The 25,979-nt window shown below is 66.7% G+C and carries 23 protein-coding genes and 2 tRNA genes; 14 read left to right on the forward strand and 11 right to left on the reverse strand.

Going from position 1 to position 25,979, the window contains the following annotated elements; translation table 11 throughout:
- On the forward strand, nucleotides 1–261 hold the full coding sequence (locus tag VCJ71_RS11810) for a hypothetical protein (RefSeq protein WP_324641331.1): 261 nt from the start codon (nucleotides 1–3) through the stop codon (nucleotides 259–261).
- A 75-nt stretch (nucleotides 262–336) separates the two neighbouring features.
- On the opposite strand, the gene VCJ71_RS11815 is transcribed toward VCJ71_RS11810, so the two are convergent.
- Both VCJ71_RS11815 and sppA read right to left on the reverse strand, forming a co-directional pair.
- Nucleotides 337–411 (reverse strand) — tRNA-Val (locus tag VCJ71_RS11815).
- A 75-nt stretch (nucleotides 412–486) separates the two neighbouring features.
- Complete coding sequence (gene sppA, locus VCJ71_RS11820; protein WP_324641332.1) at nucleotides 487–2,376, reverse strand: signal peptide peptidase SppA; 1,890 nt, start codon at nucleotides 2,374–2,376, stop codon at nucleotides 487–489.
- Between the two features lie 119 nt (nucleotides 2,377–2,495).
- Between sppA and VCJ71_RS11825 the strand changes: the two genes are divergently transcribed.
- Both VCJ71_RS11825 and VCJ71_RS11830 read left to right on the forward strand, forming a co-directional pair.
- Nucleotides 2,496–3,524: an aspartate carbamoyltransferase catalytic subunit gene (locus VCJ71_RS11825; RefSeq protein WP_290134454.1), complete on the forward strand. Its 1,029-nt coding sequence runs from the start codon at nucleotides 2,496–2,498 to the stop codon at nucleotides 3,522–3,524.
- Between the two features lie 10 nt (nucleotides 3,525–3,534).
- Nucleotides 3,535–4,767 carry a dihydroorotase gene (locus VCJ71_RS11830; RefSeq protein WP_324641333.1) on the forward strand — a complete coding sequence of 411 codons (1,233 nt, stop codon included), beginning with the start codon at nucleotides 3,535–3,537 and terminating at the stop codon, nucleotides 4,765–4,767.
- A gap of 70 nt (nucleotides 4,768–4,837) precedes the next feature.
- Here VCJ71_RS11830 and VCJ71_RS11835 read toward each other — a convergent pair whose 3' ends face one another.
- Genes VCJ71_RS11835 through VCJ71_RS11845 form a run of 3 tightly spaced genes read right to left on the reverse strand, consistent with a single transcriptional unit; the run spans nucleotide 4,838 to nucleotide 7,602 of the window.
- Entirely contained in the window at nucleotides 4,838–6,286 is a 1,449-nt protein-coding gene (locus VCJ71_RS11835) for an SPOR domain-containing protein (protein ID WP_324641334.1), read from the reverse strand.
- A gap of 21 nt (nucleotides 6,287–6,307) precedes the next feature.
- Nucleotides 6,308–6,871, reverse strand: a complete 564-nt coding sequence (locus VCJ71_RS11840; protein WP_324641335.1) for a hypothetical protein — start codon at nucleotides 6,869–6,871, stop codon at nucleotides 6,308–6,310.
- Nucleotides 6,872–6,888: 17 nt separating this feature from the next.
- Nucleotides 6,889–7,602, reverse strand: coding sequence for a ParA family protein (locus VCJ71_RS11845; RefSeq protein ID WP_324641336.1), 714 nt, complete (start codon nucleotides 7,600–7,602; stop codon nucleotides 6,889–6,891).
- Nucleotides 7,603–7,806: 204 nt separating this feature from the next.
- Here VCJ71_RS11845 and VCJ71_RS11850 point away from each other — a divergent pair, with 204 nt between their 5' ends.
- The 4 genes from VCJ71_RS11850 (at nucleotide 7,807) to VCJ71_RS11865 (ending at nucleotide 12,100) form a co-directional block, all read left to right on the forward strand.
- Nucleotides 7,807–8,991 carry an SPOR domain-containing protein gene (locus VCJ71_RS11850; RefSeq protein WP_324641337.1) on the forward strand — a complete coding sequence of 395 codons (1,185 nt, stop codon included), beginning with the start codon at nucleotides 7,807–7,809 and terminating at the stop codon, nucleotides 8,989–8,991.
- Between the two features lie 115 nt (nucleotides 8,992–9,106).
- On the forward strand, nucleotides 9,107–10,378 hold the full coding sequence (locus VCJ71_RS11855) for a DUF418 domain-containing protein (RefSeq protein WP_324641338.1): 1,272 nt from the start codon (nucleotides 9,107–9,109) through the stop codon (nucleotides 10,376–10,378).
- A gap of 31 nt (nucleotides 10,379–10,409) precedes the next feature.
- Nucleotides 10,410–11,267 (forward strand): hypothetical protein, encoded by an 858-nt coding sequence (locus VCJ71_RS11860; protein ID WP_324641339.1) that lies wholly within the window; start codon nucleotides 10,410–10,412, stop codon nucleotides 11,265–11,267.
- Nucleotides 11,268–11,335: 68 nt separating this feature from the next.
- The gene (locus VCJ71_RS11865; RefSeq protein ID WP_324641340.1) at nucleotides 11,336–12,100 is read left to right on the forward strand and encodes a hypothetical protein; all 765 of its coding nucleotides are present in this window, start codon (nucleotides 11,336–11,338) and stop codon (nucleotides 12,098–12,100) included.
- Nucleotides 12,101–12,125: 25 nt separating this feature from the next.
- On the opposite strand, the gene der is transcribed toward VCJ71_RS11865, so the two are convergent.
- The gene (gene der / locus VCJ71_RS11870) at nucleotides 12,126–13,514 is read right to left on the reverse strand and encodes a ribosome biogenesis GTPase Der (RefSeq protein WP_324641539.1); all 1,389 of its coding nucleotides are present in this window, start codon (nucleotides 13,512–13,514) and stop codon (nucleotides 12,126–12,128) included.
- A gap of 146 nt (nucleotides 13,515–13,660) precedes the next feature.
- Here der and VCJ71_RS11875 point away from each other — a divergent pair, with 146 nt between their 5' ends.
- Nucleotides 13,661–14,431: a CHAP domain-containing protein gene (locus VCJ71_RS11875; RefSeq protein WP_324641341.1), complete on the forward strand. Its 771-nt coding sequence runs from the start codon at nucleotides 13,661–13,663 to the stop codon at nucleotides 14,429–14,431.
- Nucleotides 14,432–14,434: 3 nt separating this feature from the next.
- Here the strand turns inward: VCJ71_RS11875 and VCJ71_RS11880 are convergent, their stop codons facing one another.
- Together VCJ71_RS11880 and VCJ71_RS11885 are read right to left on the reverse strand one after the other, a co-directional pair.
- On the reverse strand, nucleotides 14,435–14,755 hold the full coding sequence (locus VCJ71_RS11880; protein ID WP_324641342.1) for a DUF3297 family protein: 321 nt from the start codon (nucleotides 14,753–14,755) through the stop codon (nucleotides 14,435–14,437).
- A gap of 56 nt (nucleotides 14,756–14,811) precedes the next feature.
- Nucleotides 14,812–15,162, reverse strand: coding sequence for a hypothetical protein (locus tag VCJ71_RS11885; RefSeq protein WP_324641343.1), 351 nt, complete (start codon nucleotides 15,160–15,162; stop codon nucleotides 14,812–14,814).
- Between the two features lie 143 nt (nucleotides 15,163–15,305).
- On the opposite strand from VCJ71_RS11885, the gene VCJ71_RS11890 reads away from it, so the two are divergent.
- Both VCJ71_RS11890 and tig read left to right on the forward strand, forming a co-directional pair.
- A tRNA-Leu gene (locus VCJ71_RS11890) sits at nucleotides 15,306–15,390 on the forward strand.
- Nucleotides 15,391–15,465: 75 nt separating this feature from the next.
- The gene (gene tig, locus VCJ71_RS11895; RefSeq protein WP_324641344.1) at nucleotides 15,466–17,022 is read left to right on the forward strand and encodes a trigger factor; all 1,557 of its coding nucleotides are present in this window, start codon (nucleotides 15,466–15,468) and stop codon (nucleotides 17,020–17,022) included.
- Between the two features lie 87 nt (nucleotides 17,023–17,109).
- Here the strand turns inward: tig and VCJ71_RS11900 are convergent, their stop codons facing one another.
- The 3 genes from VCJ71_RS11900 to VCJ71_RS11910 all read right to left on the reverse strand — a co-directional run bounded on the left by VCJ71_RS11900 (nucleotide 17,110) and on the right by VCJ71_RS11910 (nucleotide 22,306).
- A complete protein-coding gene (locus VCJ71_RS11900) occupies nucleotides 17,110–18,477 on the reverse strand; it encodes a cation:proton antiporter (protein WP_324641345.1) in 1,368 nt (455 codons plus the stop codon).
- 55 nt (nucleotides 18,478–18,532) lie between these two features.
- Entirely contained in the window at nucleotides 18,533–20,611 is a 2,079-nt protein-coding gene (locus VCJ71_RS11905; protein ID WP_324641346.1) for a TonB-dependent receptor plug domain-containing protein, read from the reverse strand.
- A gap of 150 nt (nucleotides 20,612–20,761) precedes the next feature.
- Entirely contained in the window at nucleotides 20,762–22,306 is a 1,545-nt protein-coding gene (locus tag VCJ71_RS11910; protein ID WP_324641347.1) for an amidase, read from the reverse strand.
- Between the two features lie 166 nt (nucleotides 22,307–22,472).
- On the opposite strand from VCJ71_RS11910, the gene VCJ71_RS11915 reads away from it, so the two are divergent.
- The 4 genes from VCJ71_RS11915 to VCJ71_RS11930 all read left to right on the forward strand — a co-directional run bounded on the left by VCJ71_RS11915 (nucleotide 22,473) and on the right by VCJ71_RS11930 (nucleotide 25,941).
- Entirely contained in the window at nucleotides 22,473–23,171 is a 699-nt protein-coding gene (locus tag VCJ71_RS11915; RefSeq protein WP_324641348.1) for an ATP-dependent Clp protease proteolytic subunit, read from the forward strand.
- Between the two features lie 192 nt (nucleotides 23,172–23,363).
- Nucleotides 23,364–24,620, forward strand: coding sequence for an ATP-dependent Clp protease ATP-binding subunit ClpX (gene clpX, locus VCJ71_RS11920; RefSeq protein WP_324641349.1), 1,257 nt, complete (start codon nucleotides 23,364–23,366; stop codon nucleotides 24,618–24,620).
- A 26-nt stretch (nucleotides 24,621–24,646) separates the two neighbouring features.
- Nucleotides 24,647–25,264 (forward strand): ankyrin repeat domain-containing protein, encoded by a 618-nt coding sequence (locus VCJ71_RS11925; RefSeq protein WP_324641350.1) that lies wholly within the window; start codon nucleotides 24,647–24,649, stop codon nucleotides 25,262–25,264.
- A gap of 35 nt (nucleotides 25,265–25,299) precedes the next feature.
- Nucleotides 25,300–25,941 carry a COQ9 family protein gene (locus tag VCJ71_RS11930; protein ID WP_324641540.1) on the forward strand — a complete coding sequence of 214 codons (642 nt, stop codon included), beginning with the start codon at nucleotides 25,300–25,302 and terminating at the stop codon, nucleotides 25,939–25,941.
- Nucleotides 25,942–25,979: the final 38 nt, after the last annotated feature.

The raw sequence follows: 25,979 nt of genomic DNA on the forward strand, positions 1-25,979 counted from the left end.
ATGATTGGCAAGATCGTCGCCGCATATCTCGGCTCGAAAGCAGCAAAGGAAACCAGCGCTCTGGGTGGCTCCACGGGCGCAGCACTGGGCGTGGCCGCCACCGCGCTCATCAGCCGGATGAGCCTGCCCGCGCTCGCCGCCGTCACCGCCGGCGGTTACCTCGCGAAAAAGCTGGCGGCGAAGGGCAAGCAAACGCCCGCTCGCGCACCGGCAGCCGGTACCACCGGCCGGGCCGGCACGGAGTTCAAGGCCGTCGCCTGATCCAGCGAAAATCGAACAGGGAACGCCTCGGCCAGCGCCGGGGCGTTTTCGTATGTGGGCGGCATGTGAGGGGAATGGTGGGCGCGGCAAGGATTGAACTTGCGACCCCACCCGTGTGAAGGGTGTGCTCTACCACTGAGCTACGCGCCCGCCGGTGCGGGGGATCCCGCCAAGGCAGGGGCGCGCCGATAGGGTGATTCGGCGCGCCATGCAAGCTTTTGCGCGCTAGCTCCCCAGCACGCCGGCGGCGATCCGGGCGAGCCAGCCGGCGGAGGGCCCTTTAGTCGAGCGGGCAGTCGGCGTGACCGGGCATTCGAGGCACATGGCCTGCGCGCCGCGCACCGAAACCAGCCGCTCGACATCGCTTTCCACCTGCCCAAGCCGGGCGTGGTGCCTTGCGGCGATCATTGCGAAGACATCGCGCGGAGGATGAGATGCCTTCGCATCGCCGCCGAACATGCCGGCCAGGAAGGCGTCGAACCCGTCCGGCTCGCTGGCGAGGTAGCGGGCATGCCAGTCACCGTCTTCGAGGCCCGCTTCGCTCGCCGCCCATTGCAGTGCCGCGTCGAGCCCGCCGAACTGGTCGACCAGGCCGAGCTGCCGCGCGCTGCCGCCGTCCCAGACCCGACCTTGCGCGATGCTGTCGACGCGGGCGGCATCCATGCTGCGCGAGCGCGCGACGATGGTCAGGAAGCGGGCGTAGTTGTTCTCGATCACCGCCTGCAGGATCGTGTCGACCTCTGGCGTGAAGCCGGACAGCGGATCGGGCTGGCCGGACAGGGGAGTGGTCTTCACCCCGTCGGTCGTCACCCCGATGTCCGCCAGCGTATCTTCGAAAGTGGGGATCACACCGAAGATGCCGATGGAGCCCGTGATTGTCTCCGGCTCGGCAAAAATACGCTCGGCCGGGGTTGAGACCCAATAGCCGCCGCTCGCCGCGACATTGGCCATCGATACGGCAACCGGGATGCCAGCGGCGCGATAGCGGACGATGGCCTGTCGGATTTCTTCCGAGGCCGTGACCGATCCGCCGGGGCTGTCCACGCGCACGACGAGCGCCTTCAGGTCGCCTGAAGCCAGCGCCTCGTCGAGAAGGTCGGCAATCCGCGTGCCGCCTGCCGTGCCGGGCCCCGCTTCGCCGTCCACGATCTCGCCCGCGATGGTGATGACGCCCACCGCATTGCCCGCTTCCTCGACCGGGTTGGCATCGAGCCAGATGTCGAGATCGGTGGACGGGTAAGCACCCGGCGCATCGCTCCACAGGTCTTCGCCGACCAGCTCCGCCACCCGCTCGCCGAATTTGGTCTTCGAACCGATCGCATCGATCAGTCCGGCGTCCACTGCGGCACGCGACAGGTCGCCGCGGGCGCTTTCGACCCATGCGGCAGGGTCGCTCGTGATCCGGTCCAGATCGGCATCGGGCCGCGCCTTCTTGACGTTAGCCTGCCATTCTTCCCACAGCGCGCCGTAAAGCGCGTTCGCGTTCTCGCGCGCTTCGGGCGACATTTCGGACAGGAGGTAGGGCTCCACCGCCGACTTGTAGGTGCCGACGCGGTAGACCTTGGCGTTGATATTGAGGCGATCGATCAGCCCGGCGTAGTACAGGCGCTCCCCGCCAGGCCCGGCGACAAGCGCGCCGCCCAGCGGGTCGACCCAAGCTTCGGTCGCATGGGCGGCCAGCAGCATGCCGTCGTCGCCATAGGCCATCGCGTAGGACAGGACCGGCTTGCCCGCGCCCTTCACACGCTCCAGCGCGGCACCGATTTCCGACAGGTGCACCTGGCCCCCGCCGAGGAACGTTGAAAGGTCGAGCACCACGGCCTCGATCCGTTCGTCCTTGGCCGCCGTGTCGAGCGCGTGGACGATATCGCGCACCGGGTATTCGCCGGTCGGCGCAGCGCCGGACAGCAGGGCATCGAACGGGTCGACGACGGAGCGTTCTTCCACCACCACCCCGTCGAGCGCCAGCACCAGCGCCCCGTCGCGCACGCCGCCTTCGTCCGGCCGCGCGGTCAGGATGGCGAACAGAGTGAAGAAGAAGATCAGCATGAAGACGAGCACCAGCCCGTCCTTCACCGCGACTATCAGCTTCCAGACCTTGCGTGCGAAATCCATCGTGCGTCCCGTTTTTCCGGCTCTGCGCCTGTGTTGCGGGGGCTTTAGGGGTTCCGGCAGGCGGATGCCAGCGATTCAGCTTGAGGTGGCAGGCAGGCGGCCCTAAGGGCCTGTCTTCGATGACCGATGGCGCCCCCGCACCCCGATCGAACCGCTTTCCGGCGGGCGGGCAGGCGTTCCCGCATCGCGACCTTCTCGGCATCGGCCGGCTGGAACGGCACCAGATCCTCTACCTGCTGGCCGAGGCCGACCAGTATGTCGAACTTGGCCGCCAGACGCACAAGCACACCGATGAATTGTCCGGGCTGACGATCATCAATGCCTTCTTCGAAAATTCCACCCGCACCCTGCTGAGCTTCGAGATCGCGGGCAAGCGGCTGGGCGCGGACGTGGTCAACATGCATGCGGCGCAGTCGAGCGTGAAGAAGGGCGAGACGCTGATCGACACCGCGATCACGCTCAACGCCATGCGCGCCGATGCCATCGTGATCCGCCACGGCAGCAGCGGCGCGGTGGCGCTGATCGCGGACAAGGTCGACTGTCCCGTGCTGAACGCCGGCGATGGCAGCCACGAACATCCGACCCAGGCCCTGCTCGATGCGCTGGCGCTGCGCCAAGCGCTGGAAGAGCGGGGCGAGGGAGCGGAGGATTTCACCGGCCTCGTCGTGACGATCTGCGGCGACGTGCTTCACAGCCGCGTAGCGCGGTCGAACATCCTTTGCCTCACCGCGATGGGCGCCACCGTGCGGGTGTGCGCGCCGCCGGCGCTGATGCCCGCTGCGGTGGAGGCGATGGGGGCCGAGGTGCATCACGACTTCGAGACCGCGCTTAAGGGATCGGACGCGGTGATGATGCTGCGCCTGCAGACCGAGCGGATGAGCGGGCAATTCATCCCTTCGCCCAAGGAATACCGCCACCTTTACGGCCTGACGCGGGAGCGGGTGGAGCGGCTGGTCCCGGAAGCGATCATCATGCACCCCGGCCCGATGAATCGCGGGGTGGAGATCGACAGCGACGTGGCCGACGATCCCGACATTTCGATCATCACCGACCAGGTGGAAATGGGCGTCGCCATCCGCATGGCCTGCCTCGACGTGCTCACGCGCCGCCGCCGCGGCCTGCCCGGCTGGGACGGCCAATGGACATGAGGCGCTCGCGGTGAGGCAGGACAGGCCCTTCACGATCACGGGCGGCCGGCTGGTCGGACCGGATGGTGCCACCGGCGGCGCGCTGAGGGTGGCGGATGGACTGGTCGCCGGCCTCGGCGATGTCGCACCGCAGGACGGCGACGAGGTCATCGACGCGGGCGGCGCGCTGGTCGCACCCGCGCTCGTCGATTTCGGCGTTTTCGAAATCGACAAGCCCGCCTGCCATTTCGGCGGGATCGTTCGCGCGGTGCTGATGCCCGATGGCGATCCGCCGCTCGATTACCCCGCCCGGGTCCGCTTCGTCGCGGCGAGCGGCAAACCCGACCTGTGGGTCCATCCGCTGGCGGCAGCGACGGTCGGGCTGGAAGGCGCGCAGCTCGCCGAAGTGGCCCTGATGCGCGAGGCCGGCGCGCGCGGCATCGCCACGGGCCGCCGCTGGATCGCGGATAGCGGCATCATGCTGCGCCTGCTGCAATATGCAGCGATGCTCGACATGGTCGTGGTCACGCACGCCGAAGACGGCGGGCTGACCGGGGACGCGGTTGCGACGGCGGGCGAGATGGCGACACGGCTCGGCCTGCGCAGCGCGCCTTCCGGGGCGGAAGCGCTGGCGGTTGCCCGCGATCTTGCGCTGGCCGAGATGAGCGGCGCCCGGCTGCACATCAGGCAGGTCACGACCCGGGCGGCGCTCGACCTCGTGCGCGCGGCAAAATCGCGCGGTGTCGCGGTCACCTGCGGCGTGACGCCGGCCCATTTCATGCTGTCCGACCTCGCCCTCGGCGAATTCCGCACCTTTGCCCGCCTCTCGCCCCCGCTGCGGGGCGAGGAGGACCGGTTGGCGGTGATCGAAGCCATCGGGGACGGCACGATCGACGTGATCGCGAGCGGCCACGATCCGCGCGGGGCGGAAGACAAGCGCCTCCCTTTCGCCGATGCTGCGGATGGCATGGCGGGGGCCGAAACGCTGCTGCCGATGGCGCTGTCGCTGGTGCGCGACGGCGTGATCCCGCTCGAACGCGCCTTCGCCATGCTGGCGACCAATCCCGCCCGCATCCTCGGCCTGCCCTCCGGCGTGCTGGCCGAAGGGATGGAGGCCGACATCGCCCTGGTGGAGCCGGACAAGCCGTGGATCGTCGACAGCCGCGAAATGGCCGCCAGCGCGGGCAACACGCCGTTCGACCGCCAGCCGGTGCAGGGCCGCGCCACAGCTTTGTGGAAAGCCGGCGTGCCGGTGGGCGACTAGGCAAAGAAAAACCCCTCCCCGGTGAGGGGGAGGGGCTGGAAGTTTCCCTGTCTGGAGAGGGTTGGGAGACCTAGCGGCGCGCCATGCGGACGCCGGTATCGACCGCGCCCGGCATCGGGCGACCTTCGGACCATGCATAGCAGCCACGGCCTTCGGATTTCACGCGGCCGCACATGGAGGCCGCTTCGCTGCGGGCGTAACCGCCGGCGGATACGCGCCAGTAGCGCTTGCCACGCACGACGGCTTCCGTGATGACCATTTCGCGATCCGCGAGTTCGGGATAGCGGCTCTGGTAAATGCCCCAGGCGCGCTTCGCACCGGCTTCGGAGCTGAACGAGCCGAGCTGGACGAGGTGGCTGCCGCCGGTGACCGGGGCGCTGGCGACCGCCGGTGCGGGATCGGCGCTGCGCGATGCAGGGGCCGCTGCGCGCGAGCTCGGCTGGACCACCGGATTGCCGGTGAAGCGCGCGCTGTCGGTGACGACCGGAGCAGGCATTTTCACGCCCAGGCTCTCGGCAACCTCTGCCGTTATGGCGGGAACCGGGCTTGCGACGGGGGCCGGGGCGTTGGGCGCGTTGGCTGCGGGCACGGAGAGCGGTGCAAGAGCCACGCCCGAATTGAATGCAGCCGGACTGGCCGCTGCAACTGGGGCGGGCGCGTAGCCGTTGCCGGCACCCACCGGCATCAGTTCGCCGTTGAGGTCGGTCGCTTGCGGATAGTCCGCTGCGGCGACCGGCGTTGCATAGGCTGCGGCGCCGCTGGCGAGGCCGACGGCATCGGGCGCGTTGGAAAGTGCCAGCGACACCGGCTGACCGCCGTCGGCGGCGTTTGCAGGCACGCCGAGCAGCCCGGCGATCCGTGCGGTCGCGGCTTCGGGATGGATGGTTGCAGCCCATTCGGCCATGCGCTTGCCGACCTGGTCCTGCGGAATGTCCTGCGCGGCCATGATGCGCGCTTCGCGCCACTGGCCGGCCAGAGCATAGGCATAAGCGAGGTTCTGGCGTGCCTTGACGCTGGTGTCTCCGCCGCGGATCGCGGTGGTCAGCACGTGGACGCCGCGGCGCGGCTCGCCGGCGAGGGCATAGGCGAGGCCGAGGTCGGCGGCGGGTATATCGTCGGCGCGGGCGCGCAGCAGGCCGAGCGCTTCGGGCTGCTTGCCGGCACCCGAAAGGGCGAGCGACAGGCTGAGCGCGGTGCGGGCGCTGTCATCGCCCAGCCGCATGGCATCATCGAAAGAGGTCGCTGCCGAAGCGAACCGGCCCGCATCGAGATAGGCGGCGCCCAGCATCGCGCGGTAATGCGCGCTGCGCGGTTCGGCGAGGACGGCAGCCTCTGCGTGCTTGACCGCATCGGTCGTCCGGCCCCGTTCCAGCGCAACCTGCGCCTCTCCGGCCGAAACTTCGGCCCGCGGCGCGGGATTGGTGGTGCACGCGCCCAGCAGCGTGGCCGACAGCGCGGAGCTGGCGGCCAGGATGATCAGGCGCTTGCGGTAATCGGCTCGGAAATCGGCGGTCTGCATGGCTGGTTCCTCCCTCTCGGATCAGCTGTTCTTCACTTGCCGTGCCAGCGAATTGAGTTCGGGCATTTCGGCGAGCAACTTGTCGAGCGCCTCGGTGACGATCTGCTGTGCGCTGCGACCGCGCATGGTCGAAGCCAGGCGCAGTTTCAGGTGGCGATCGCTATCGAGACGCAGGGTGAAGGCGGCGCGGCGAGCGGCATCGGTGTTGCTCTTCGGCGCTACAGCCTTCTTTTTCTTGGTTTTCGGTTTGGCAGGCTTGGCCGCGACCTCGTCGTCCTGGACGTCGATGGCAGGCGCCCTGTCCTTTGCGACCAGGCGTTCGGCCAGCGCTTCCTGCTGCTTGCGGACCTCCGGCTCTTCCACCGGCTCGGCTGCGACGTGCAACTGTGGCGAGGGGGTGAGGCCGGCAATCGGGCTGGGCGCATCGTCGCCCATGTCGTTCCAGCCGAGATCTTCGAGATCGGCTGACACGCTGCTTTCGAAATGGTGCTGCGGCTGCAGCTGCGGGCGCATGGCCGGGCGGGCCCCGCCCTTGCGGGCAAGCAGGGACGGTCCCAGCGACGCGAAGGGAGAAGGCTCTGTCATGGCGCTGCTCCCCGCGATCATTGTGCGACGCGGCGGCCGAAGCCGGCTGCCGGGCGGTGCTGCACGTGCTGGGCGGTGCTGCCCGGCGCGGCGAAGACCGTACGGCGGAAATTCTTTTCGAGACGGTCGGCGATATAGCCCCACAGCGCGGTGACTTCGCGCGCGGAACGGCCTTCCGGTTCTACTTCCATCACCGTGCGCCCGTCGATCATCGACGCGGCGAAATCGGTGCGGTGGTGCAGGGTCACGGGGGCAACCGTGCCGTGCTGCGAGAGGGCGACGGCCGCCTCGCTGGTGATCTTGGCCTTGGGCGTGGCAGCGTTGACGCAGAAGATCAGCGGCTTGCCGGCGCGCTCGCACAGGTCGACGGTCGCACCCACGGCGCGCAGGTCGTGCGGGCTGGGGCGGGTCGGCACGACGATCAGTTCGGCGACAGAGATCACCGACTGGATGGCCATGGTGATGGCCGGCGGCGTGTCGATGACGGCCAGTTTGAAGCCCTGCTGGCGCAGGGCTGCAAGGTCGTTGGCGAGGCGCGAGACGGTGGTCTGCGCGAAGGCGGGCAGTTCCGCCTCACGCTCGTTCCACCAATCGGCGAGCGAGCCTTGCGGGTCGATGTCGATAAGGACGACCGGGCCGGCCCCGGCGCGCTGCGCCTGGACTGCAAGGTGGCCTGAAAGCGTGGTCTTGCCCGAACCACCCTTCTGCGATGCCAAAGCCAATACGCGCAAAGGAATTCCCCCTGATAACTGTTTCCGGGCCCCGTAAGCCGGTCTTCGGCCTCCGGAATCGCAGATCACCCCTAATTTTGGGTTAACGCGGGCGGAGGCCGCAGGCGGCCGGGCTGGGGATGCGGTTTGGCGGGAAACCATAAATCCTTTGCTAACACCGCGTTGACTATGGCAGTTTCCGATTGGGCTGGAGGGTTTGTGACGATGACGGGCACCGTATCCATGCGAAAGGCAGGGGCGCTGGTAACCTCGGCAGCCGCGGCGGCGCTCGCGGCGATCGGCGCTGCGCATCCCGCAATGGCCGACGTAAAGGACGGGGTGGAAGCCTGGTCGCGCGGCGATTTCGACCGTGCGGTGGCGGAATGGCGCGCCCCGGCGGAAGCGGGCGATCCCGATGCCCAGTTCAATCTCGCGCAGGCCTATCGCCTCGGTCGAGGCGTCCCTACCGACTTGACCCAAGCCGAGGAACTCTACCTCGCCGCCGCTTCGCAGGGGCACATGCGCGCGGCCGATACATACGGCCTGATGCTGTTCCAGAGCGGGCGGCGCGAAGCTGCGCTCCCTTACGTGCAGGCGGCATCGCGCCGAGGCGACCCGCGCGCGCAGTACTTGCTCGGCATCGCCCATTTCAACGGCGACCTGGTGGAGAAGGACTGGGTGCGCGCCTACGCGCTCCTGACGCTCGCCAATTCGGACGGACTGCCGCAGGCAGCCAGCGCCATTGCCCAGATGGACGGCCACGTACCGCTCGAACAACGGCAGCAGGCCGCGACGCTGGCGGCGCAGATGCGGCGCAGCGCGGAGGCGACGCGCAACCGCGAACTCGCCGCTGCGGAACTGGCGCGCGATGCCGGCGTGGTCGCTTCGGCCAATTCGCCTGCCGTCGCCGCGCCGCCGGCCGGAGCCAGCAGCTCGCCTGCGATCCCGCGCACCATCGCGACGGTCGAGACGCCGCCGTCGGTTGTTGCCGCTCGCCAAGCTGTTGCCGAAGCCTCGCGCGTGACGGGCACCGAAAGCCCGGCGACGGCCGGTGCCGATTTCGCGCGCCCGCAAACCACGCAAAGGCCGCCGCAAGTCGCGCCGGCGCGCACGGTCGAGGCGCCGCCCAGGGCTGCGCCTACGCAGGCGCCGCCTGCGCGCACCGCGTCCAATGCCGCCACCGGCGGCCCCTGGCGCGTCCAGCTGGGCGCATTTTCCGTACCCGCGAATGCCGACCGCCTGTGGTCGCGCGTGGCCGGCAACCCCGCACTTTCCGGGGCCGAGAAGCTGGTCATACCTGCCGGCAGGGTGGTGAAGCTGCAGGCCGGCGGGTTCGCCTCCCGTTCGGCTGCGCAGAGTGCCTGCGACGCGCTCAAGCGTGGCGGGCAGGACTGCCTCGTCACCCGTTAAAACAGGTCTCGCCAGAGCCAATCGTCAGCCGCATTCGGCCGTTGGTCGAACGCCTGCTTGCCACTGCCTTGCCACTGCGCCACCGTCCCCGCCGGATCGATAGAGGGGGTATCCGATGGCGAGCGAAGCGTCGACTGCAGACATGGCGATGGCGGAAGCAACGCCGGACCAGCCCGTTCGGCGGGAAGACCGGATCGTGTCGCTCGACCTCATCCGCGGGGTCGCCGTGCTCGGCATTTTGTGGGCCAACATCACTGCCTTCGGCCATCCGCAGGCGGCCTATGCGTGGCCGGAAATGCTGCCCGGCGGAGGCAATGCGGCCGACGATGCGATGTGGCTGTTCCAGTACATCTTCATCGACGGCAAGCTGCGCGGCCTATTCACGCTCCTTTTCGGCGCAGGCGTCTACCTCTTCATGGAGCGAGCCTGGGCGCGGGGAAGCTCGCGCTGGTTGCAGGCACGGCGCCTGTTATGGCTCGGGGCAATCGGCCTCACCCATTTTTTCTTCATCTGGTACGGCGACATCCTGTTCCTGTACGCCATGTCCGGCCTGCTTTCGCTGATGTTTCTTAAGCGGTCGATCAAGACGCAGTTCTGGCTCGGCATCTCGCTCTACCTGCTTGGCGGCGCTTTGTTCACACTCATGCTCGGTGGTCAGGCCTTGATGGAGGCCAATCCGCAGATCGAGGGCGCGGAAGGGGTCATGGCGTTCTGGGAAGAGATGCGGGCGGGCGTGCCGGCGAAGGTAGCCGTGTATTCCACCGGCTCGCTGACGGACATCTGGGGTTATGCGCTGGCCGAGTATCCAAAGCTGCTGCTCAATCATCCTTTCCTTGTCATCACCGAAACCCTGCCATTGATGCTGATCGGCATGGCGCTGTTCCGCTGGGGTTTCTTCGAAGGGGCGCTGGACCGCGCGAAGACGATACGGTGGAGCTGGATCGGGATTGCCGTTTCCGCCGCCCTGTCCCTGCCGCTCGGCCTCTGGGTCATGGATCAAGGATTCCCGCAGATCCTGACGCAATTCGCCTTCGCGGGCCCCTCGCATTTCATCCGCCTGCCGATGATATTGGGCTTTGCAGGCCTGCTGACCGCCTACGCGCCCGGCATCGTCGCCACCGGCATCGGGCAGCGACTGGTCGCGGCAGGTCGCGCCGCCTTCACCAATTACCTCGGCACATCGGTCGTGATGATGTTCGTCTTCCACGGCTGGGCGCTGGGCCTGTTCGGCAAGCTTCACCGCCTAGAAATGCTGGTTGTGGTGTTTGCGGCCTGGGCAGTGATGCTGCTGTGGTCGAAGCCATGGCTCGAACGGTATCGCTACGGTCCGCTCGAATGGCTGTGGCGGTGCCTGACATACTGGCGGCTGTTCCCGCTGAAACGCTGACAGCCGGGTCAAGGACTTCAAAGGAATGACAATGCGATCGATAGCGGCCCGACTTGCAATGGCGCTGGCCCTCTCGGCGGTGCCGGCAGCCGCACAGGAGAGCGGCCAGCAGGACGGTGAGGATATCGTCGTCACGGGCGAGCGTCCGGTCGAGGACCTGCCGGTCCAGATCGACGAAGGCTCGATCGTCAGCATCGGGACCAAGCAGGCGGCGTCGGAAGTCGAGCGCTTCTCCCGCTGCGCCCGTACCCAGCCTGCCGAGCGCCTGCGCAAGATCCTCGACGAGCGGCCCAATAGCCCGGGCTCGGAAGGCGCGCTGCACGATTACGTGGTCCGCAACCAGGGGTGCCTAGACCAGGTGCCGCGCCCGCTCCCCGCCAGGCCCTACTTCGGGGTTTGCGAAGCGCAGATCGTCGACCAGGATACCCGCACTACCGACGATGGCACGCTGCAGATCACCAGCGCGCCGATCACCGTGTGCCGCTCGGTCCTGCGGCGCGGGCTGTTATACCAGCAGGCCGTGCTGCAACATGCCGACGCGATCCCCTTCACGCAAAATGCCCTGTCCGGTCCGGGCGTGCTCGACCGCTTCCTCGCCCGCGAGGATTACCGCAACGCCACGCGCGGCGGGCCGAAGTCGACCTTCTTCTTCGCCGTCGCCTGCATGGTCCGCGTCCGTCCTGATTATGCGCTGCGGCTGCTGGAATCGGAACGAGGGTCCGCGCTGGAGGACGAGATGCGCGCGCGCCTGATCGGCAATGGGCAGGCCTGCGTCGGCGGGGTGGAAGACGTGCAGGTCGACAGCGACCAGTTCCGTGCATTTGCCGCCGAAGCGGTATATGGCTGGATGACTGCCGTCGCAGGAAAGGCAACGTTGATAGAGGGTTGATGATGAAGGTCGCAAAAATTCCGCTTTGGTCGCTGGCTACTGCCATGGCCATGGTTTGCACCCCTGCCATGGCACAGGATAGCGAGGAACCGGACGAAACGGCGGACATCGTCGTCACCGGGGAGGAGGAGCCGGTCGAGGCGCTCCCCATCCAGACCGAAGAAAGCGCGACTGTCAGCATCGGGACGCGCCAGGTCGGCTCCGAAGCCGGCCGTTTCGCACGCTGCGTCCCGCAGCAGCCGCCGCAGCGCCTACGCGCGATTCTGGACGAACGGCCGAACGGCCCAGTCTCAGAGGGGGCGTTGCACGATTACGTGGTCCGCAACCGCGGCTGCTACGGCACGATGAGCTACCAACCGCGCGCCTATTACGGCCAGTGCAACCCCCAGATCGTGAGCGAGGCTCCGCCGGTTTTCGCGTGCCGCACGCTGTTTGATCGCGGCTTGCTCTTCGAACAGGCGGTCATGAAGCAAGCCCGGTCGATCGACTTCAGCAACGAAGCGATGGCGGCGCCGGGCGTGACGCAGCGCTTCCTTGCGCGCGAGGACGAGCGCAATGCCACGCGGGCACAGCCCCAGAAGACGTTCTTCTTCGCAGTGTCCTGCATGATCCGGATCAATCCCGAATACGCCCTCCTGTTATTGGAATCGGAGCCGAATTCCGACGCGGAAACGGAAATGCGCGCGCGGCTAATCGGCAACGGGTCCGCCTGCCTCGGCGGGATTACCGACGTGCAGGTGGATTCCAACCAGTTCCGCGTTTTCACGGCAGAAGCCGTTTACGGCTGGATGGCGGCGATTGCCGGTAAGCAGACGCTGGTCGAAGACAGCTAGGCCGCTTTGCCCGCCTTGGGCCTGCCTACTGCTTGTCGTGGAACGGGTTCTTGGGGCTGCGCAGCATTAGCCGAACTGGCACCGATCCGAAGCCCAGCTTCTTGCGGATCCCGTTTACCAGGTATCTTTCGTAGCTTTTCGGCAGGTCTTCCAGCTTGTTGCCGAAGATGACGAAGCGCGGCGGGCGGCTGGCGACCTGCGTGATGTAGCGCAGCTTGATCCGCTTGCCGTTGGGCGCAGGCGGCGGATTGGCCTCCAGCGCATCGTCGAACCAGCGGTTGAGCGCGGACGTCGAAACGCGGCGGCTCCATGCCTCGCGCAGTTCGAAAGCTGCGCCCAGTAGCGCATCGAGGCCCTTGCCGGTCATCGCGCTGACGGCGAGCAGGGGCACGCCGCGCACCTGCGCCAGCCCGTCGTCCAGCGCCTCGCGCACGCCGTTGAACAGGGCGCTCGGTTCTTCAGCCACGTCCCACTTGTTGATCGCGATGATGAGGGCGCGGCCTTCTTCCAGCGCGGCGTCGGCGATCTTCAGGTCCTGCTGCTCCAGCCCGCGAGTGGCATCCAGCAGAAGCACGACGACTTCCGCGAAATCGACCGCGCGGCGCGCATCGGCGACGGAAAGCTTCTCCAGCTTGTCGGTCACCTTGGCCTTCTTGCGCATGCCGGCTGTGTCGATCAGGCGGATTTCACGCGTTTCGCCCAACTTCGGGTCGCGCCATTCGGTGTCGATGGCGATCGAATCGCGGGTGATGCCCGCTTCCGGCCCCGTCAGCAGCCGGTCGTCGTCGAGCATCTTGTTGATGAGGGTGGATTTGCCCGCATTCGGACGACCCACGATCGCGAGCTTCAGCGGCCCGGTGGGCACTGCGAAGGGATCGTCCTCCTCCTCGGCGATTTCTGCGTCGCGCCTGGCCTGCTTGTCGCGGAGCAGGGGTTCCAGTGCGTCGAACAGGTCGGCCACGCCTTCGCCATGCTCGGCCGACAGGGGCACCGGGTCGCCCAGCCCCAGCTCGAAGCTTTCGTAGATGCCGCCGTCGCCCGCCTTGCCCTCGGCCTTGTTGGCGACGAGGACTACGGGGACCTCCTGCGTGCGCAGCCAGGCGGCGATTTCCTTGTCGAGCGGGGTCAGGCCGGCGCGCGCGTCGATCACGAACAGGGCGACATCCGCGCCCTTGGTGGAAACCTCGGTCTGCGCGCGCATGCGGCCGGGCAGGCTGTGCGGGTCCTCGTCTTCCCAGCCTGCGGTGTCCACCAGCGTGAAATCGAGGCCGAGCAGCGTGGCATCGCCGAAACGACGGTCGCGGGTCACGCCCGGCTGGTCGTCCACCAACGCCAGCTTCTTGCCGACGAGGCGGTTGAACAGCGTGGACTTGCCCACGTTCGGGCGTCCGATAATGATGACCTGCGGCAACATGATGCGCGCCACTTGGGACGGGTGCTGCGCAAACGCAAGCGCGCAAGGGAATTCGGATGCCATTGGCCGGTGTCCCGGAAAGGGTGAAATCGCGTTAACCTTAACGCGGAAGCCGGTGCTAACCGTGAAGCGGCATCAGGCGGGCCATGATTTTCCGCTCGTTCATGCCGCTGGCCGCTTTCGCCGCCACTGTCGCCGCCGCAGCCCCACTGGCTGCACCCAACCAGGCTTCCGCGCAGGAACTCGCGCCCTACTTGCAATGCGTTCCCTATGCGCGCGAAGTCTCCGGCATCGCGATCTACGGCGATGCATATACGTGGTGGGGGCAAGCAGAGGGCCGTTACGAGCGCGGACGCACGCCGCGGGTGGGGGCGGTCATGCATTTCCCGCAGACGAGCCGCATGCGGCTGGGCCATGTCGCTGCCGTCAGCAGGGTACTCGGCCCGCGCCGCGTGCTGCTGGACCATGCGAACTGGTCGCCCATCGACGGCCGCCGCGGGCAGATCGAGCGCGACGTGCTGGCGATGGACGTATCGCCGAATAACGACTGGAGCGAAGTGCGCGTGTGGTACGCGCCGCTGGGGGACCTCGGCACGACCGAATGGCGGATATCCGGCTTCATCTATCCGGACGCGTCGGTTAGCGAGCGGCGCACCGTGATCGCGCGCACCGAGACACCGGCCCCGCGCCGCGTGACCCCGCAGCGCACGCAATCGTCGGCGGCGTTCACCAACGCATTTGCCAATCTCGACGCACCGGTCCGGGCTGCCCCACGCCCTGAGGCCCGTCCGTCAGCGCGCCCGGCGCCGCGCCGAGTGGAAAGCCGGCCGGCTCCGCGCGCAGATTCGCGCCCTGCGACTGCCCGCCGGCAGGTGAGCGATCCGATCGCCGCGGCGATCGCGCGCTACGAGGACTGAGGCTCAGTCTTTCTTCGCGACCGGCGCATCGTCGCCCAGGTCTTCGTACCAGGCTTCGACCGGCCCGGTGAGCTTGATGGTCAGCGGGTTGCCCTTGCGGTCCATCGTCTTGCCGGCCTGGACGCGCACCCAGCCTTCGGAAATGCAATATTCCTCGATATTGTTGCGCATCGTGCCCTTGAAACGGATGCCGACGCCGCGCTGCAGCTTTTCCGCATCGAAATACTCGCTGCGCGGATTGATCGCCAGGCGATCGGGCGGAACGTCGGGGCCGCTTGTTCTTTCGGGTGCGGGCGCGTTGTCGGGGGCTGTGTCTTCGCTCATGCAATGCGCCCATAAGCCGCTGTCGCCCCGCCCGCAAGCGCGCCGGGCACCGGCATTCAGTCCGGCGGCAGCTGGGTGAGCGGGACTGCAGCGTCATGGGTCTGCTCGCCCGCACCGTCCAGCCGGTCGGGCGAGATTTCGTCCGGGGCGTGGCCGGGCTTGATCGTATCGTCGCCCGGGGTCGAGATTTCGTCGGGCGTGGGGGAGGCAATGCCGTCGCCGCGATCCGGCACGGGCGTTTCGGCCGGGACATTGCCCGGGCTGTCGCTGTCGCCGTCGTCTTCGGCCAGTTCGCGCGAGGATACCGGATCCGCCTCCGTATCGATCACCGGCGGTGTGGCGGGCGGCAGATTCGCTTGGTCGTAATCGCGCTCGGAATAGCGTTCGTTTTGCTTGGGGTCGGTCATGGTGCGATCCTTTCGCCCCATGAAACCGATGGCCTGCCGTCCTTGTTCCGGCATTCGCTTGCCCTTTGCGCCCCATGTGACTAAGGGCCACGCCCTGACAGGCAGGCGTCCCACCAACAGGATCCGGCCGCGGGCTTCGTCATGCGGGCGTGGCGGAATTGGTAGACGCGCTGGTTTTAGGTACCAGTATCGCAAGATGTGGGGGTTCGAGTCCCTTCGCCCGCACCACGTCCGCCGCCGCTATTCCCGCGGGATATGGCGAAGCCTGACGACATGAATTCGAACGACGGAAAGTAACAGAGCATGCAGATCGCCGAGACCACCAACGAGGGCCTCAAACGCGCTTACACGCTGACCATCACCGCCAAGGAAATTGCCGAGCGGATCGAGACCGAGGTCAAGAAGATCGCGCCGCAGGTGCGGATGCCCGGCTTCCGCCCCGGCAAGGTCCCGGCCAACCTGGTCAAGAAGATGCACGGCGATGCGCTGCATGCCGATGCGCTGAACGCCTCGGTCCGCGAATCGGTCGACGAACTGATGCGCGAAAAGAAACTGCGCCCCGCGCTGCAGCCCAAGGTCGAACTGGGCAGCGACTATGCCGAAGGCAAGGATGCCAAGGTCGATGTCGAGCTGGAAGTGCTTCCGGAAGTGGAAGCGCCGAGCATCGACGGGCTCAAGCTCGAAAAGCTGGTGGTCCCGGTGGACGACGAGCGGCTGGACGAGGCGCTGAAGGGCCTCGCCGAGAACCAGAAGAGCTACAAGGACGCGCCCAAGAGCAAGAAGGCCGCCGACGGCGACCAGCTGACCATCGACTTCGTCGGCCGCGTCGACGGCGAGGAATTCGAAGGCGGCAAGGCCGAAGGCAGCCCGCTGGTCATCGGTTCGGGCCAGTTCATCCCCGGCTTCGAAGAGCAGCTCAAGGGCGCCAAGACCGGTGACGAGAAGACCATCACGGTCACCTTCCCCGAAGATTACCCGGCCGAGCACCTCGCCGGCAAGGAAGCCGAATTCGATGTCACCGTGCAGCAGGTGAAGGTCGAAGGCGAAGCCAAGATCGACGACGATTTCGCCAAGCAGTTCGGCCTGGAAGGGCTGGACAAGCTGAAGGAACTGATGCGCGGCCAGATGGAGCAGGAGCTTTCCGGCCTCACCCGCACGCAGATGAAGCGCCAGCTACTCGATGCGCTGGCCGCCGACCACGATTTCGACGTGCCGCCGAGCATGGTCGACGCCGAATTCGACCAGATCTGGGCCCAGCTCCAGCAGGAAGCTGCGCGCGAGGAAGACCCGGCAGCGGCGCTGAAGGAAATCGAGGCGGAAAAGGACGACTATCGCAAGATCGCCGAACGCCGCGTGCGCCTGGGCCTGCTATTGTCCGAAATCGGCCAGGCCAACGGCATCGAGGTCACGGCACAGGAAATGGACATGCTGATGCGCCAGCAAATCCAGCGCGTGCCGGAAGACCAGCGCGAACAGTTCATCGACTACATGCGCAACGAGCCGATGGCCCAGGCCCAGCTCCGCGCGCCGCTCTATGAGGAAAAGGTCGTCGATTTCCTGTTCGACAAGGCCGAAGTCACCGAACGCGAAGTGACCCGCGAGGAACTCGAAGCTGCGATCGAGGCCGAAGAAGCCCCGGCGGACAAGAAGCCCGCCGCCAAGAAGAAGGCACCCGCCAAGAAGGCCGCAGCCAAGAAGTCCGACGCCAAGAAGGATGACGGCAAGGCTGCTGCAAAGAAGACCCCGGCCAAGAAGGCGGACGACAAGAAGCCTGCAGCGAAGAAGGCCCCGGCCAAGAAGGCGGACGACAAGAAGCCCGCAGCCAAGAAGGCCCCCGCCAAGAAGCCGGCTGCCAAGTAAGCTCCCGCCAAGAAGAAATAAGCGTTTAGCGCGCTGAGATCGAAAGCCCCGCCCGGACCTGCCGGGGCGGGGCTTTTTCTTGCGCGGTCAGCTTTTCGCGCCCGTTCCCTCGACCTCGATCGCCACGGTGTCGGAGGGTTTGGCGTACCAGTCGTCCACATGGCTCTGCTGGCCGACGTGGATGTGATGGCTGCCGTCTTCCACGAATTTCATCAGCCGGGCCGCGGTCATCCCGTGGATCACGATCGAGGCAAGGATCGTGAAGCTGGCAACCGCCCATGCCTGGTCGAGATCGCCGAAGTCGCCGTGGTTCTGGCCGTAGGCGAGGTAGTAGATCGATCCCATCCCGCGGATGCCGAGGAAGGCGATGGCCAGGCGGCCGGGGAAGGGCAGGTCGCATAGCGATTCCGACAGCAGCCCCGCCAGCGGACGGATCACGAAGATCAGCGCCAGCCCGATTGCCGCACCGGCCCAGGTCAGGTTGGCTAGCACTCCGCCGGCGAGCATCGCCCCGAAGGCCAGCAGCACGCCGACCAGCACAATCTTCTCGATCTGGTCGATGAAATGGTGGCTGATCTTGTGATAGCGGCTCTTGTTCTCGCGCTGGCGGGCGGTCACCGCGCCCACGAAGACCGCGAGGAAGCCGTATCCCTCAGCCAGTTCGGCGAGGCCGTAAGCGGTCAGCAGCGTACCGAGCACGATCAGGCCCTCGGAAGTCGAATATTTCGGGGCCGCGCGCTCGCTGTCCTCGTCGATCTCCTCGATCGGCGCGTCGGCCTCCCGCTCGAAAACGTACCATGCACCCGCCCGGCCCACGAGCCAGCCCACCACGCAGCCGGCAAGGATGCGCCAGACGAAATCGATGGCGAACCATTCCAGCGTCCAGCCGCCGATCGCGGTCATGCCGACGGCGGCGATGGCAAGGTAGGTGAAGGGGAAGGCGAGCCCGTCGTTAAGCCCGGCCTCGACCGTCAGGCTGAAGCGCACGTCGTGGCGCTGGTTTTCGCCCGGCGGGCCCACCTGCACGCTTCGCGCCAGCACGGGATCGGTGGGAGCGAGCGAGGCGCCCAGCAGGATAGCCGTGGCGGGCGCCAAGCCTAATGCCCACCAGCCCAGCAGTGCCACCGCCGCGATGGTCAGCGGCATGGCGATGACCAGGAGCGGCCAGATCTGGCGCCAGTTGGTCCAGCTGACCGGCCTGTCAATGGCAATCCCCGCGCCCATCAGCGAAGCGATGACGATGAATTCGGTCACGTATTCCAGCGACACGGCGTCGAACCCGTCCATCACCGGGTTGATATGCGGCAAGCCCACCGGCAGCGAGAACAGCGCCCAGCCGAGCGCGACATAGACGATGGGCAGGGAAAGATACCGGCGCGCAAGCGTCCTTTCGAGCCCGACCGACAACACCAGCGCGAGGCCGAACAGGACGAACATCAGGATACGCGGTTCCATTACGCCGACCATGCGGCGAAAACGGCGGCCGGGTCAACGCGCCATGCGTCAGGGTTCAGAAATTGCCCTGCAGCGAGAAGCGGATGATCTCGCCGAATTCGGCGTCACCGGTTTCCGTGAAAAGGATTGGCGCGTTGTTGCGGAAGCCGTCGTAGACGATGCGGCTGGACGTGGCTCGCGCGCCGAGCAGGTTCGATGCGGACAGCCGCGCCTTCATTCCGAGCACGTCTTTGTGCTCGACGAAGAGCTCCCCGAACAGCGGGCCTTCGTTGTCCTGCGAGATTTCCGTCAGGCGGAACTGGCGGCCGATTTCGAAGTGGAACAGCTCCACGCCATAGGCCCAGTCCGTTTTGGGGATGTCGTGGCGCAGGTTCAGGTACAGCTCGCGGAAGCGGCTGCGGCTGAAAGGCCGCGACACGCCCGTCAACGGGTCTTCAAGGGAGCTCTTCTCAAGCTCGACCGAAACATCGAGCCGCGCGCCGTTCCATCCGATCTGCGACAGTTCCAGCGTGGCATCGAAATCGATCCCGCGGCGCCAGGCGGACGCGATGTTGCCCGGCGACTGGCCGCCCGGCACGGGAACGATCTCGACCAGGTCCTCGATCTGGCGGTCGAAGAGTTTCAGCGACATCGATCCCCACGGACCCAGCGTCTTCTGGATTTCGAGATCGGTTTCCCACGCCTGAGGGGGCACGAGTTCTGCGTTACCGGCATTCTCGTTGTCCGAGGCGAGGAATACATTGGCGAGGAAATCGCCGAACGACAGCTGCCCTACGGTCCGCGCGAATTTGAGCGATACGTCGAAGCCCGATCCCGGCTGCCAGCCGAATGCCAGCGAGCCCTTCGGCCGCCAGAACTCGCGCGAATTCGCACGGTCGCCACTCAACTCGAGGCGGGAGAATTCGCCGCCGGCTATCGCCTGCAAGGAAAGGTTGCTGCCAATCTGCCGGCCATAGCTGAGCGCGGCTTCGTAACGGTCTTCCGACACGCCGCTCGCATTGTCGGGAAACTCGATCTCGGAAAAGCTGCCGTCAGGTTCCAGCGAGAAAAGGGCGGCCAGGCGGTCGAGCCGGTTGAAGGCGGCCTCCCCGCTCAATTGCCAGTCTGCGTCGCCGCCGCGCCAGCTAAATTCGGCCCGGCCGATCCGTTCGCCCGAACCGTTGACGCTGGCGAAGCGCCCCCCGGTGGGCAGCGCGCCGAGGAAGGTGCTGTCGATCACGGTCTGGGCGCCGTCGCTGTTGGCATAGCGTTCCAGCCCGATCAGCTTCAGCCTTCCGCCGACGAGGTCGAAGGCCAGGTCGCCGCCGATCTCGTAATTGTAGCTGTCGCTGTCGAAGCGGCTTTCCTGGAACCGCCTGACTGCGAGCGGGTCGAGGGCGTCCTCCGTCCCGCGGTTGCGGTTGAAGCCCCAGCCGTAGCTGCCGTTAATATTCGCAACCACGTTGCCCGCGCCTTTCCAGCCGAGCGTTGCACCGAGGCTGGGAAAGTCGCCGTCGGACCGGTTGGTCGTGAGCTGGTCTTCGAGTGTTCGACCGGCGGCGTCCGCGACGATAACAAAGCCGTCCGCGCCGCCGCGATAGCCGCGGTTGCGGGCGGAAAGGGAATAGCTGAAGTCCTTCGACGTACCGCTGACGGATGCCGAGAAGCGCCGCGCATACAGGCTGTCGATGCGCGGGCGGTATTCGCTGCTCCATTCGAACTGCCCGCTGGTGCCGCCCACCTCGACCGTGACATTGGCGACCTGGCCGGAGAGGCCGGGGATGTCGAGCGTCGCGCCGTCGACGATTTCGATCCGGACCACGTCGTCGGCGGAGATGCGGCCAAGCTGGTCGCGTGGGGAATCGCTCTTGCCGGTCAGGCGCTGGCCGTTGACGAGGACGTTGAAGTCCGCCTGGCCGAGCCCGCGCTCGCCGTCGTCGCCCCCGCTGATGTCGAAACCGGGGATGCGGCGGAGCATGTCGATCACGTTGCCGGGCGCGAACTGGATGAAATCGGCGGGGGTGAAGACACGGCGTTCCGTACGCTGCGGCACGGCAGCGTCCTCTGCCGGCGCCGCGTCCTGCGCCATGGTGGGCAGGGGCGCGGCAAGCGCCAGCAGCGAAACGGCGCGGATCAGGCGGAATTTGACGGCCAAGACGGGCAACCCTCTGCGCAGCGCATTCTCTTTATCCGCGGCGCGCCCGCTGCATGAACGCCCGCCCTTTGGTGTATGGCGCGGCTAAAGCAGTGAAGGGCGCGCCGTGCGACGCGCCTTCGACGAAACGACTGTGAGTGCCGACGAAGATTATTCCGCGTCGGGATTCCAGCGGTCGAACGACGGGCTGGCGAGCGGTGCGGTGCGTGCGCGTTCGTAGGCTGCGCCTGCCTTCAGGACCTCGTGGTCGGTCCACTTGGCGCCCATGATGGAAAGGCCGACCGGCAGCCCGTCGGTCGCGCCCATCGGCACGCTGAGGTGCGGATAGCCGGCGATAGCGGCAAGGCTGCCTGCGCCAATGCTTCCGGGGTAATTGTCGCCATAGACGAGGTCGATCGGCCATGCAGGGCCGGTCGTCGGCGCGACCAGAAAGGCGACGTCGTTCTCGCGCAGCAGGCGGTCGATGCCCTCGGCACCCGCGAGCCGGAGCGACAGGGCCCGCGCCTCGCGATAGGCGGCCTCGTCGGTCGCCTCGTTCGCCATCAGGAAGATTTCCTGCCCGAAATGGCGCAGTTCGGTGTCGGCATTCGCCTCGTTGAAGGCGATCACGTCGGCCAGCGTGCGCACCGGGATATCGGCCGGCGAGCTGCCGAGATAGTCGGCCAGCCCGACGCGCAGCTCGTACAACAGCACGGCGTATTCCGCTTCGTACATCGCACCGTCCGGCTCGTAATCTATGTCCACGATCACGGCGCCCGCCGCGCGCATGTCGTCAAGCGCCTGTTCGAATAGGGCGGTAACGGGCGCATAATCGCCGACGGCCTTGCGCAGCACGCCGATCCGCACGCCGGAGAGCGAGGCGCTGTCGAGGTCGCGGGTAAAGTCGATGGCATAGGCATCCGCCCCTGCCGTGGCGCTGTCCGCCGGATCGCTGCCGGCCATGGCGCTCAGCAGCAGGGCGGCGCTGTGCACGTCGCGGCTCATCGGCCCCGCCGTGTCCTGGCTGGAGGAAATAGGCACGATATGCGTGCGGCTGACAAGGCCCACGGTGGGCTTGAAGCCGACGATGCCGTTGACGCTGGCGGGGCAGGTGACGGAACCGTCGGTCTCCGTCCCGATGGCGGCCCACGCGAAACGCGCTGCTACGGCCGCGCCACTGCCGGAGGACGAGCCGCAGGGGTTGCGATCGATGGCGTGCGGGTTGCGGGTCTGCCCGCCCACCGCGCTCCACCCGCTGGTCGATGCGGTACTGCGGATATTCGCCCATTCGCTGAGGTTCGTCTTGCCGAGGATCACCCCGCCATTGGCACGGACGCGCGCGACAACCGGGGCATCGCGGCCTGTGGCGTTGCCGGCAAGGGCCAAGCTCCCGGCAGTGGTCGGCCATTCGCGCGTTTCGACATTGTCTTTCACCAAAATCGTGCGTCCTCGCAGCAATCCGCGCTCCCGATAGGCGCGTTCCGCCTCTGCCTGCGCTACATCGCGTTCCGCCTGCACGATGACCGCGTTGATTTGCGCGCCTGTGTCATCGTTCGCGTCGATCTCCTGCAGGTATCCGGCCGCCGCCAACCCGGTACCTTCGGCGACCTCGATCATCTGCTGCGCACGGGGCGCCTGTTCGCCGTCCTGTGCCAGTGCCGGAGCGTGCGGAAAAAGGGCGAGAGCGGCGAGCGCCGCCGATGCGTGCTTGATCATGGCGGGACATTGCGCAGCATTCGTTTCGCGCTGCAAGTGCCTTCGCGTGTCACCCCGCCCAAAGCACGCCTGCGCACATTTCCCCGGCGATAGGGTTAAGGCCCTTGAAGAATGCGCAGGGCATGGCGACATAGCCGGCCAACGCGATTTCTTTGAGGACACATCCATGATCGACCTGTTCGGCACCGACGCTCACGCAACCCAGGGACAGTTCACCCGCGACCCGCTGACCGGCGCGCTGGTGCCCGTGGTAGTAGAGCAGACGAGCCGCGGCGAGCGCAGCTTCGACATCTTCAGCCGCCTGCTGCGTGAACGCATCGTCTTCGTCACCGGTCAGGTGGAAGACGGCATGGCCAGCTTGATCGTGGCGCAGCTGCTCTTCCTCGAGAGCGAGAACCCGTCCAAGCCGATCAGCATGTACATCAACTCGCCCGGCGGGGTGGTGACGGCCGGCATGGCGATCCACGACACGATGCAGTACATCAAGCCGCGCGTGTCGACCGTGTGCGTCGGGCAGGCCGCCAGCATGGGCAGCTTCCTGCTCGCCGCCGGCGAACCCGGCATGCGCGTGGCGCTGCCGAATGCGCGGATCATGGTCCATCAGCCTTCGGGCGGCGCGCGCGGCATGGCGTCCGACATCGAAATTCAGGCGCGCGAGATCCTGCGCATCCGCCAGCGGATGAACGACCTCTATGTGAAGTACACCGGCCAGAGCCTGTCCGACATCGAAAAGGCGATGGACCGCGACACCTTCCTCGAAGCCGAGGAAGCGATGAAGTTCGGCCTTGTCGACAAGGTTTTCGAAACCCGTCCGGAAACGGAGAACGAAACCAATGACGAAGGCTCGGGCGGCGCTCCGGAGTGAGGCCGTCCGTCCGGCACACCCGCCTCGGCGGGAGCCGGGCAGTAGTATTTTCGCAACCCTGCTGCTTCAGCCGCGCGCAAGGCGCGCCGGGCTATGGCTAACAGGTTGATTATCACCGTCCCGGCCTTAGAGTCGGGCGAATCCCCGTAAGCATGCCCGCCGGGGCCTGATTGGGCGGGGCAGGACGAGATTATGACGAAATTGAGCGGCACCGATTCCAAGAGCACTCTTTACTGCAGCTTCTGCGGCAAGTCGCAGCACGAGGTTCGCAAGCTGATCGCAGGACCGACCGTGTTCATCTGCGACGAGTGCGTGGAACTGTGCAACGACATCATCCGCGAAGAAACGAAGGCCGGTCTCGCCGGCAAGAGCGACGGCGGCGTGCCGACCCCGCTCGACATCTTCGAGACGCTGAACGACTACGTGATCGGCCAGGATCGCGCCAAGCGCGTGCTCTCGGTCGCGGTGCACAACCACTACAAGCGGCTGAAGCACGGCGGCAAGGCCGGCGATGTCGAGCTTGCCAAGTCGAACATCCTGCTCGTCGGCCCGACCGGCTGCGGCAAGACGCTGCTGGCGCAGACGCTGGCGCGCACTTTCGACGTGCCCTTCACCATGGCCGACGCCACCACGCTGACCGAAGCCGGTTACGTGGGCGAGGACGTGGAGAACATCATCCTCAAGCTGCTGCAATCGAGCGACTACAACGTCGACAAGGCGCAGCACGGCATCGTCTACATCGACGAGATCGACAAGATCACGCGCAAGGCGGAAAACCCCTCCATCACCCGCGACGTGTCGGGCGAAGGCGTGCAGCAGGCGCTGCTCAAGCTGATGGAAGGCACCACCGCCAGCGTCCCGCCGCAGGGCGGCCGCAAGCATCCGCAGCAGGAATTCCTGCAGGTCGATACCACCAACATCCTGTTCATCTGCGGCGGTGCGTTCGCTGGCCTTGAAAAGGTCATCGCCGACCGCCTGCAGAAGCGCAGCATCGGCTTCGGCGCGCATGTCGCCGACCCGGACAAGCGCCGCGTGGGCGAGCTGCTCGAAAAGTGCGAGCCGGAAGATCTCCTCAAGTTCGGCCTGATCCCCGAATTCGTCGGCCGCCTGCCGGTGATCGCGACCCTGCGCGACCTCGACGTGTCGGCGCTGGTCCAGATCCTGAGCGAACCGAAGAACGCGCTGGTCAAGCAGTATGCCAAGCTGTTCGAGCTGGAGAACGTGGACCTCACCTTCACCGACGACGCGCTCGAAACGATCGCGGAGAAGGCGATCGCCCGGAAGACCGGCGCGCGCGGCCTGCGCTCGATCGTGGAAGCGATCCTGCTCGACACGATGTTCGACCTGCCCGACATGGAAGGCGTGACCGAAATCGTGATCGACAAGGATGTGGTCGAAGGCCGCAAGGACCCGGTCCGCGTGCTGGGCGAAAAGGAGGAGGCCGCCTGAGCCACCGGCCGGCGGAACTGACCTTTATGAAAACCTTCTTTCGCAGCATCGCCCTTGCCACTTCAGGCATCGCCGCCGCGACATCGCTGCCGGTTGCCGCGCAGCAGATGTTTTCGGACGGCTACCTGTTCCTGAAGGCGGTCCGCGAGAAGGACGGCGAAACCGTGATGGCCGCGCTCAACACGCCCGGCAGCACGATCATCAATTCGCGCGACGTCAGCACGGGCGAAACCGCGCTTCACATCGTGGTAAAGCGCCGCGATGCGCAGTGGATCAGCTTCCTCGTGGGCAAGGGCGCAAATCCCAATGTGGCGGACAAGGGCGGGGTCTATCCTCTCCAGCTCGCCGCGCAGCTCGGCTTCAAGGAAGGCGTCGAGGCGCTCATGGCCGCACAGGCCCGCGTCGACGTCTCCAACGATGCCGGGGAAACGCCCCTGATCTTCGCGGTCCACCGCCGCGACCACGACATGATGCGCACCCTGCTGACCGGCGGCGCCGATCCCGATCGCACCGACAACTCGGGCCGCTCCGCGCGCGATTATGCGGCACTGCAGGGCTCGACCGGCGGAACGCTGGCGGTGATCGAGGATGCCGAGCACGACAAGGGTTCGGCCGGCGCGGAAACCTACGGGCCCAGCTTCTAGTGGATGATACGGCGGCCGCGCGTCCTTTCGACGAGATGACGCTGGACGAGCTGGCGCTCGCGCTCGCTCCCGCCGTCGCCGACAGCGCGACATTCGACGGTTGGACCGACGAGGCGCTGGCCATGGCCGCCGACATGGAAGGCGTGGATCCCGCCACCGCCCGGCTCGCCTACAAGGGCGGGGCCATGGCGATGATCGCCGCCTGGATCGCGCGGATCGACCGCGACATGGCGCGCGAACTGCCGCCCGAAACGCTTGCCACGATGAAAATCCGCGAGCGCATCCGCGCCCTGGTGCAATACCGGCTCGATGCGGTGCGCGGGCAGGAAGAGGCGCTGCGCCGGGCGCTCGCCATCATGGCCATGCCGCAGAACGCGCCTTTGGCGCTGCGGCTGGGCTGGAACAGCGCGGACACGATGTGGCGCCTGGCCGGCGATACGGCGACAGATTACAACCACTACACCAAGCGCACGATCCTCGCTTCGATCTATTCGGCGACGCTGCTCGCGTTCGTGAACGATCAGACCGACGACAAGGCGGAAACCGCCGCCTTCCTCGACCGCCGCATCGACGGCGTGATGAAGTTCGAAAAGGTGAAGGCGCAGTTCCTGCGGCCCGATCGCGAGCAGTTCAGCGTCTCGCGCTTCCTCGGCCGGCTCCGCTACCCCTCCAGCTAATCCATATTGCGAATTAGTTGCAATTACGCAGGCGATCT

It is taken from the genome of Pseudoblastomonas aquimaris, assembly GCF_035481675.1.
Taxonomy (GTDB): Bacteria; Pseudomonadota; Alphaproteobacteria; order Sphingomonadales; family Sphingomonadaceae; genus Alteriqipengyuania_B.

Bases quoted from the DNA above. Each gene is read 5' to 3' on its own strand.
- VCJ71_RS11810 (WP_324641331.1), top strand. From the start codon at position 1: ATGATTGGCAAGATCGTCGCCGCATATCTCGGCTCGAAAGCAGCAAAG.
- sppA (WP_324641332.1), bottom strand. From the start codon at position 2,376: ATGGATTTCGCACGCAAGGTCTGGAAGCTGATAGTCGCGGTGAAGGAC.
- VCJ71_RS11825 (WP_290134454.1), top strand. From the start codon at position 2,496: ATGACCGATGGCGCCCCCGCACCCCGATCGAACCGCTTTCCGGCGGGC.
- VCJ71_RS11835 (WP_324641334.1), bottom strand. From the start codon at position 6,286: ATGCAGACCGCCGATTTCCGAGCCGATTACCGCAAGCGCCTGATCATC.
- VCJ71_RS11840 (WP_324641335.1), bottom strand. From the start codon at position 6,871: ATGACAGAGCCTTCTCCCTTCGCGTCGCTGGGACCGTCCCTGCTTGCC.
- VCJ71_RS11850 (WP_324641337.1), top strand. From the start codon at position 7,807: ATGACGGGCACCGTATCCATGCGAAAGGCAGGGGCGCTGGTAACCTCG.
- VCJ71_RS11855 (WP_324641338.1), top strand. From the start codon at position 9,107: ATGGCGAGCGAAGCGTCGACTGCAGACATGGCGATGGCGGAAGCAACG.
- VCJ71_RS11860 (WP_324641339.1), top strand. From the start codon at position 10,410: ATGCGATCGATAGCGGCCCGACTTGCAATGGCGCTGGCCCTCTCGGCG.
- VCJ71_RS11865 (WP_324641340.1), top strand. From the start codon at position 11,336: ATGGCACAGGATAGCGAGGAACCGGACGAAACGGCGGACATCGTCGTC.
- der (WP_324641539.1), bottom strand. From the start codon at position 13,514: ATGTTGCCGCAGGTCATCATTATCGGACGCCCGAACGTGGGCAAGTCC.
- VCJ71_RS11875 (WP_324641341.1), top strand. From the start codon at position 13,661: ATGATTTTCCGCTCGTTCATGCCGCTGGCCGCTTTCGCCGCCACTGTC.
- VCJ71_RS11880 (WP_324641342.1), bottom strand. From the start codon at position 14,755: ATGAGCGAAGACACAGCCCCCGACAACGCGCCCGCACCCGAAAGAACA.
- VCJ71_RS11885 (WP_324641343.1), bottom strand. From the start codon at position 15,162: ATGACCGACCCCAAGCAAAACGAACGCTATTCCGAGCGCGATTACGAC.
- tig (WP_324641344.1), top strand. From the start codon at position 15,466: ATGCAGATCGCCGAGACCACCAACGAGGGCCTCAAACGCGCTTACACG.
- VCJ71_RS11900 (WP_324641345.1), bottom strand. From the start codon at position 18,477: ATGGAACCGCGTATCCTGATGTTCGTCCTGTTCGGCCTCGCGCTGGTG.
- VCJ71_RS11910 (WP_324641347.1), bottom strand. From the start codon at position 22,306: ATGATCAAGCACGCATCGGCGGCGCTCGCCGCTCTCGCCCTTTTTCCG.
- VCJ71_RS11915 (WP_324641348.1), top strand. From the start codon at position 22,473: ATGATCGACCTGTTCGGCACCGACGCTCACGCAACCCAGGGACAGTTC.
- clpX (WP_324641349.1), top strand. From the start codon at position 23,364: ATGACGAAATTGAGCGGCACCGATTCCAAGAGCACTCTTTACTGCAGC.
- VCJ71_RS11925 (WP_324641350.1), top strand. From the start codon at position 24,647: ATGAAAACCTTCTTTCGCAGCATCGCCCTTGCCACTTCAGGCATCGCC.
- VCJ71_RS11930 (WP_324641540.1), top strand. From the start codon at position 25,300: ATGACGCTGGACGAGCTGGCGCTCGCGCTCGCTCCCGCCGTCGCCGAC.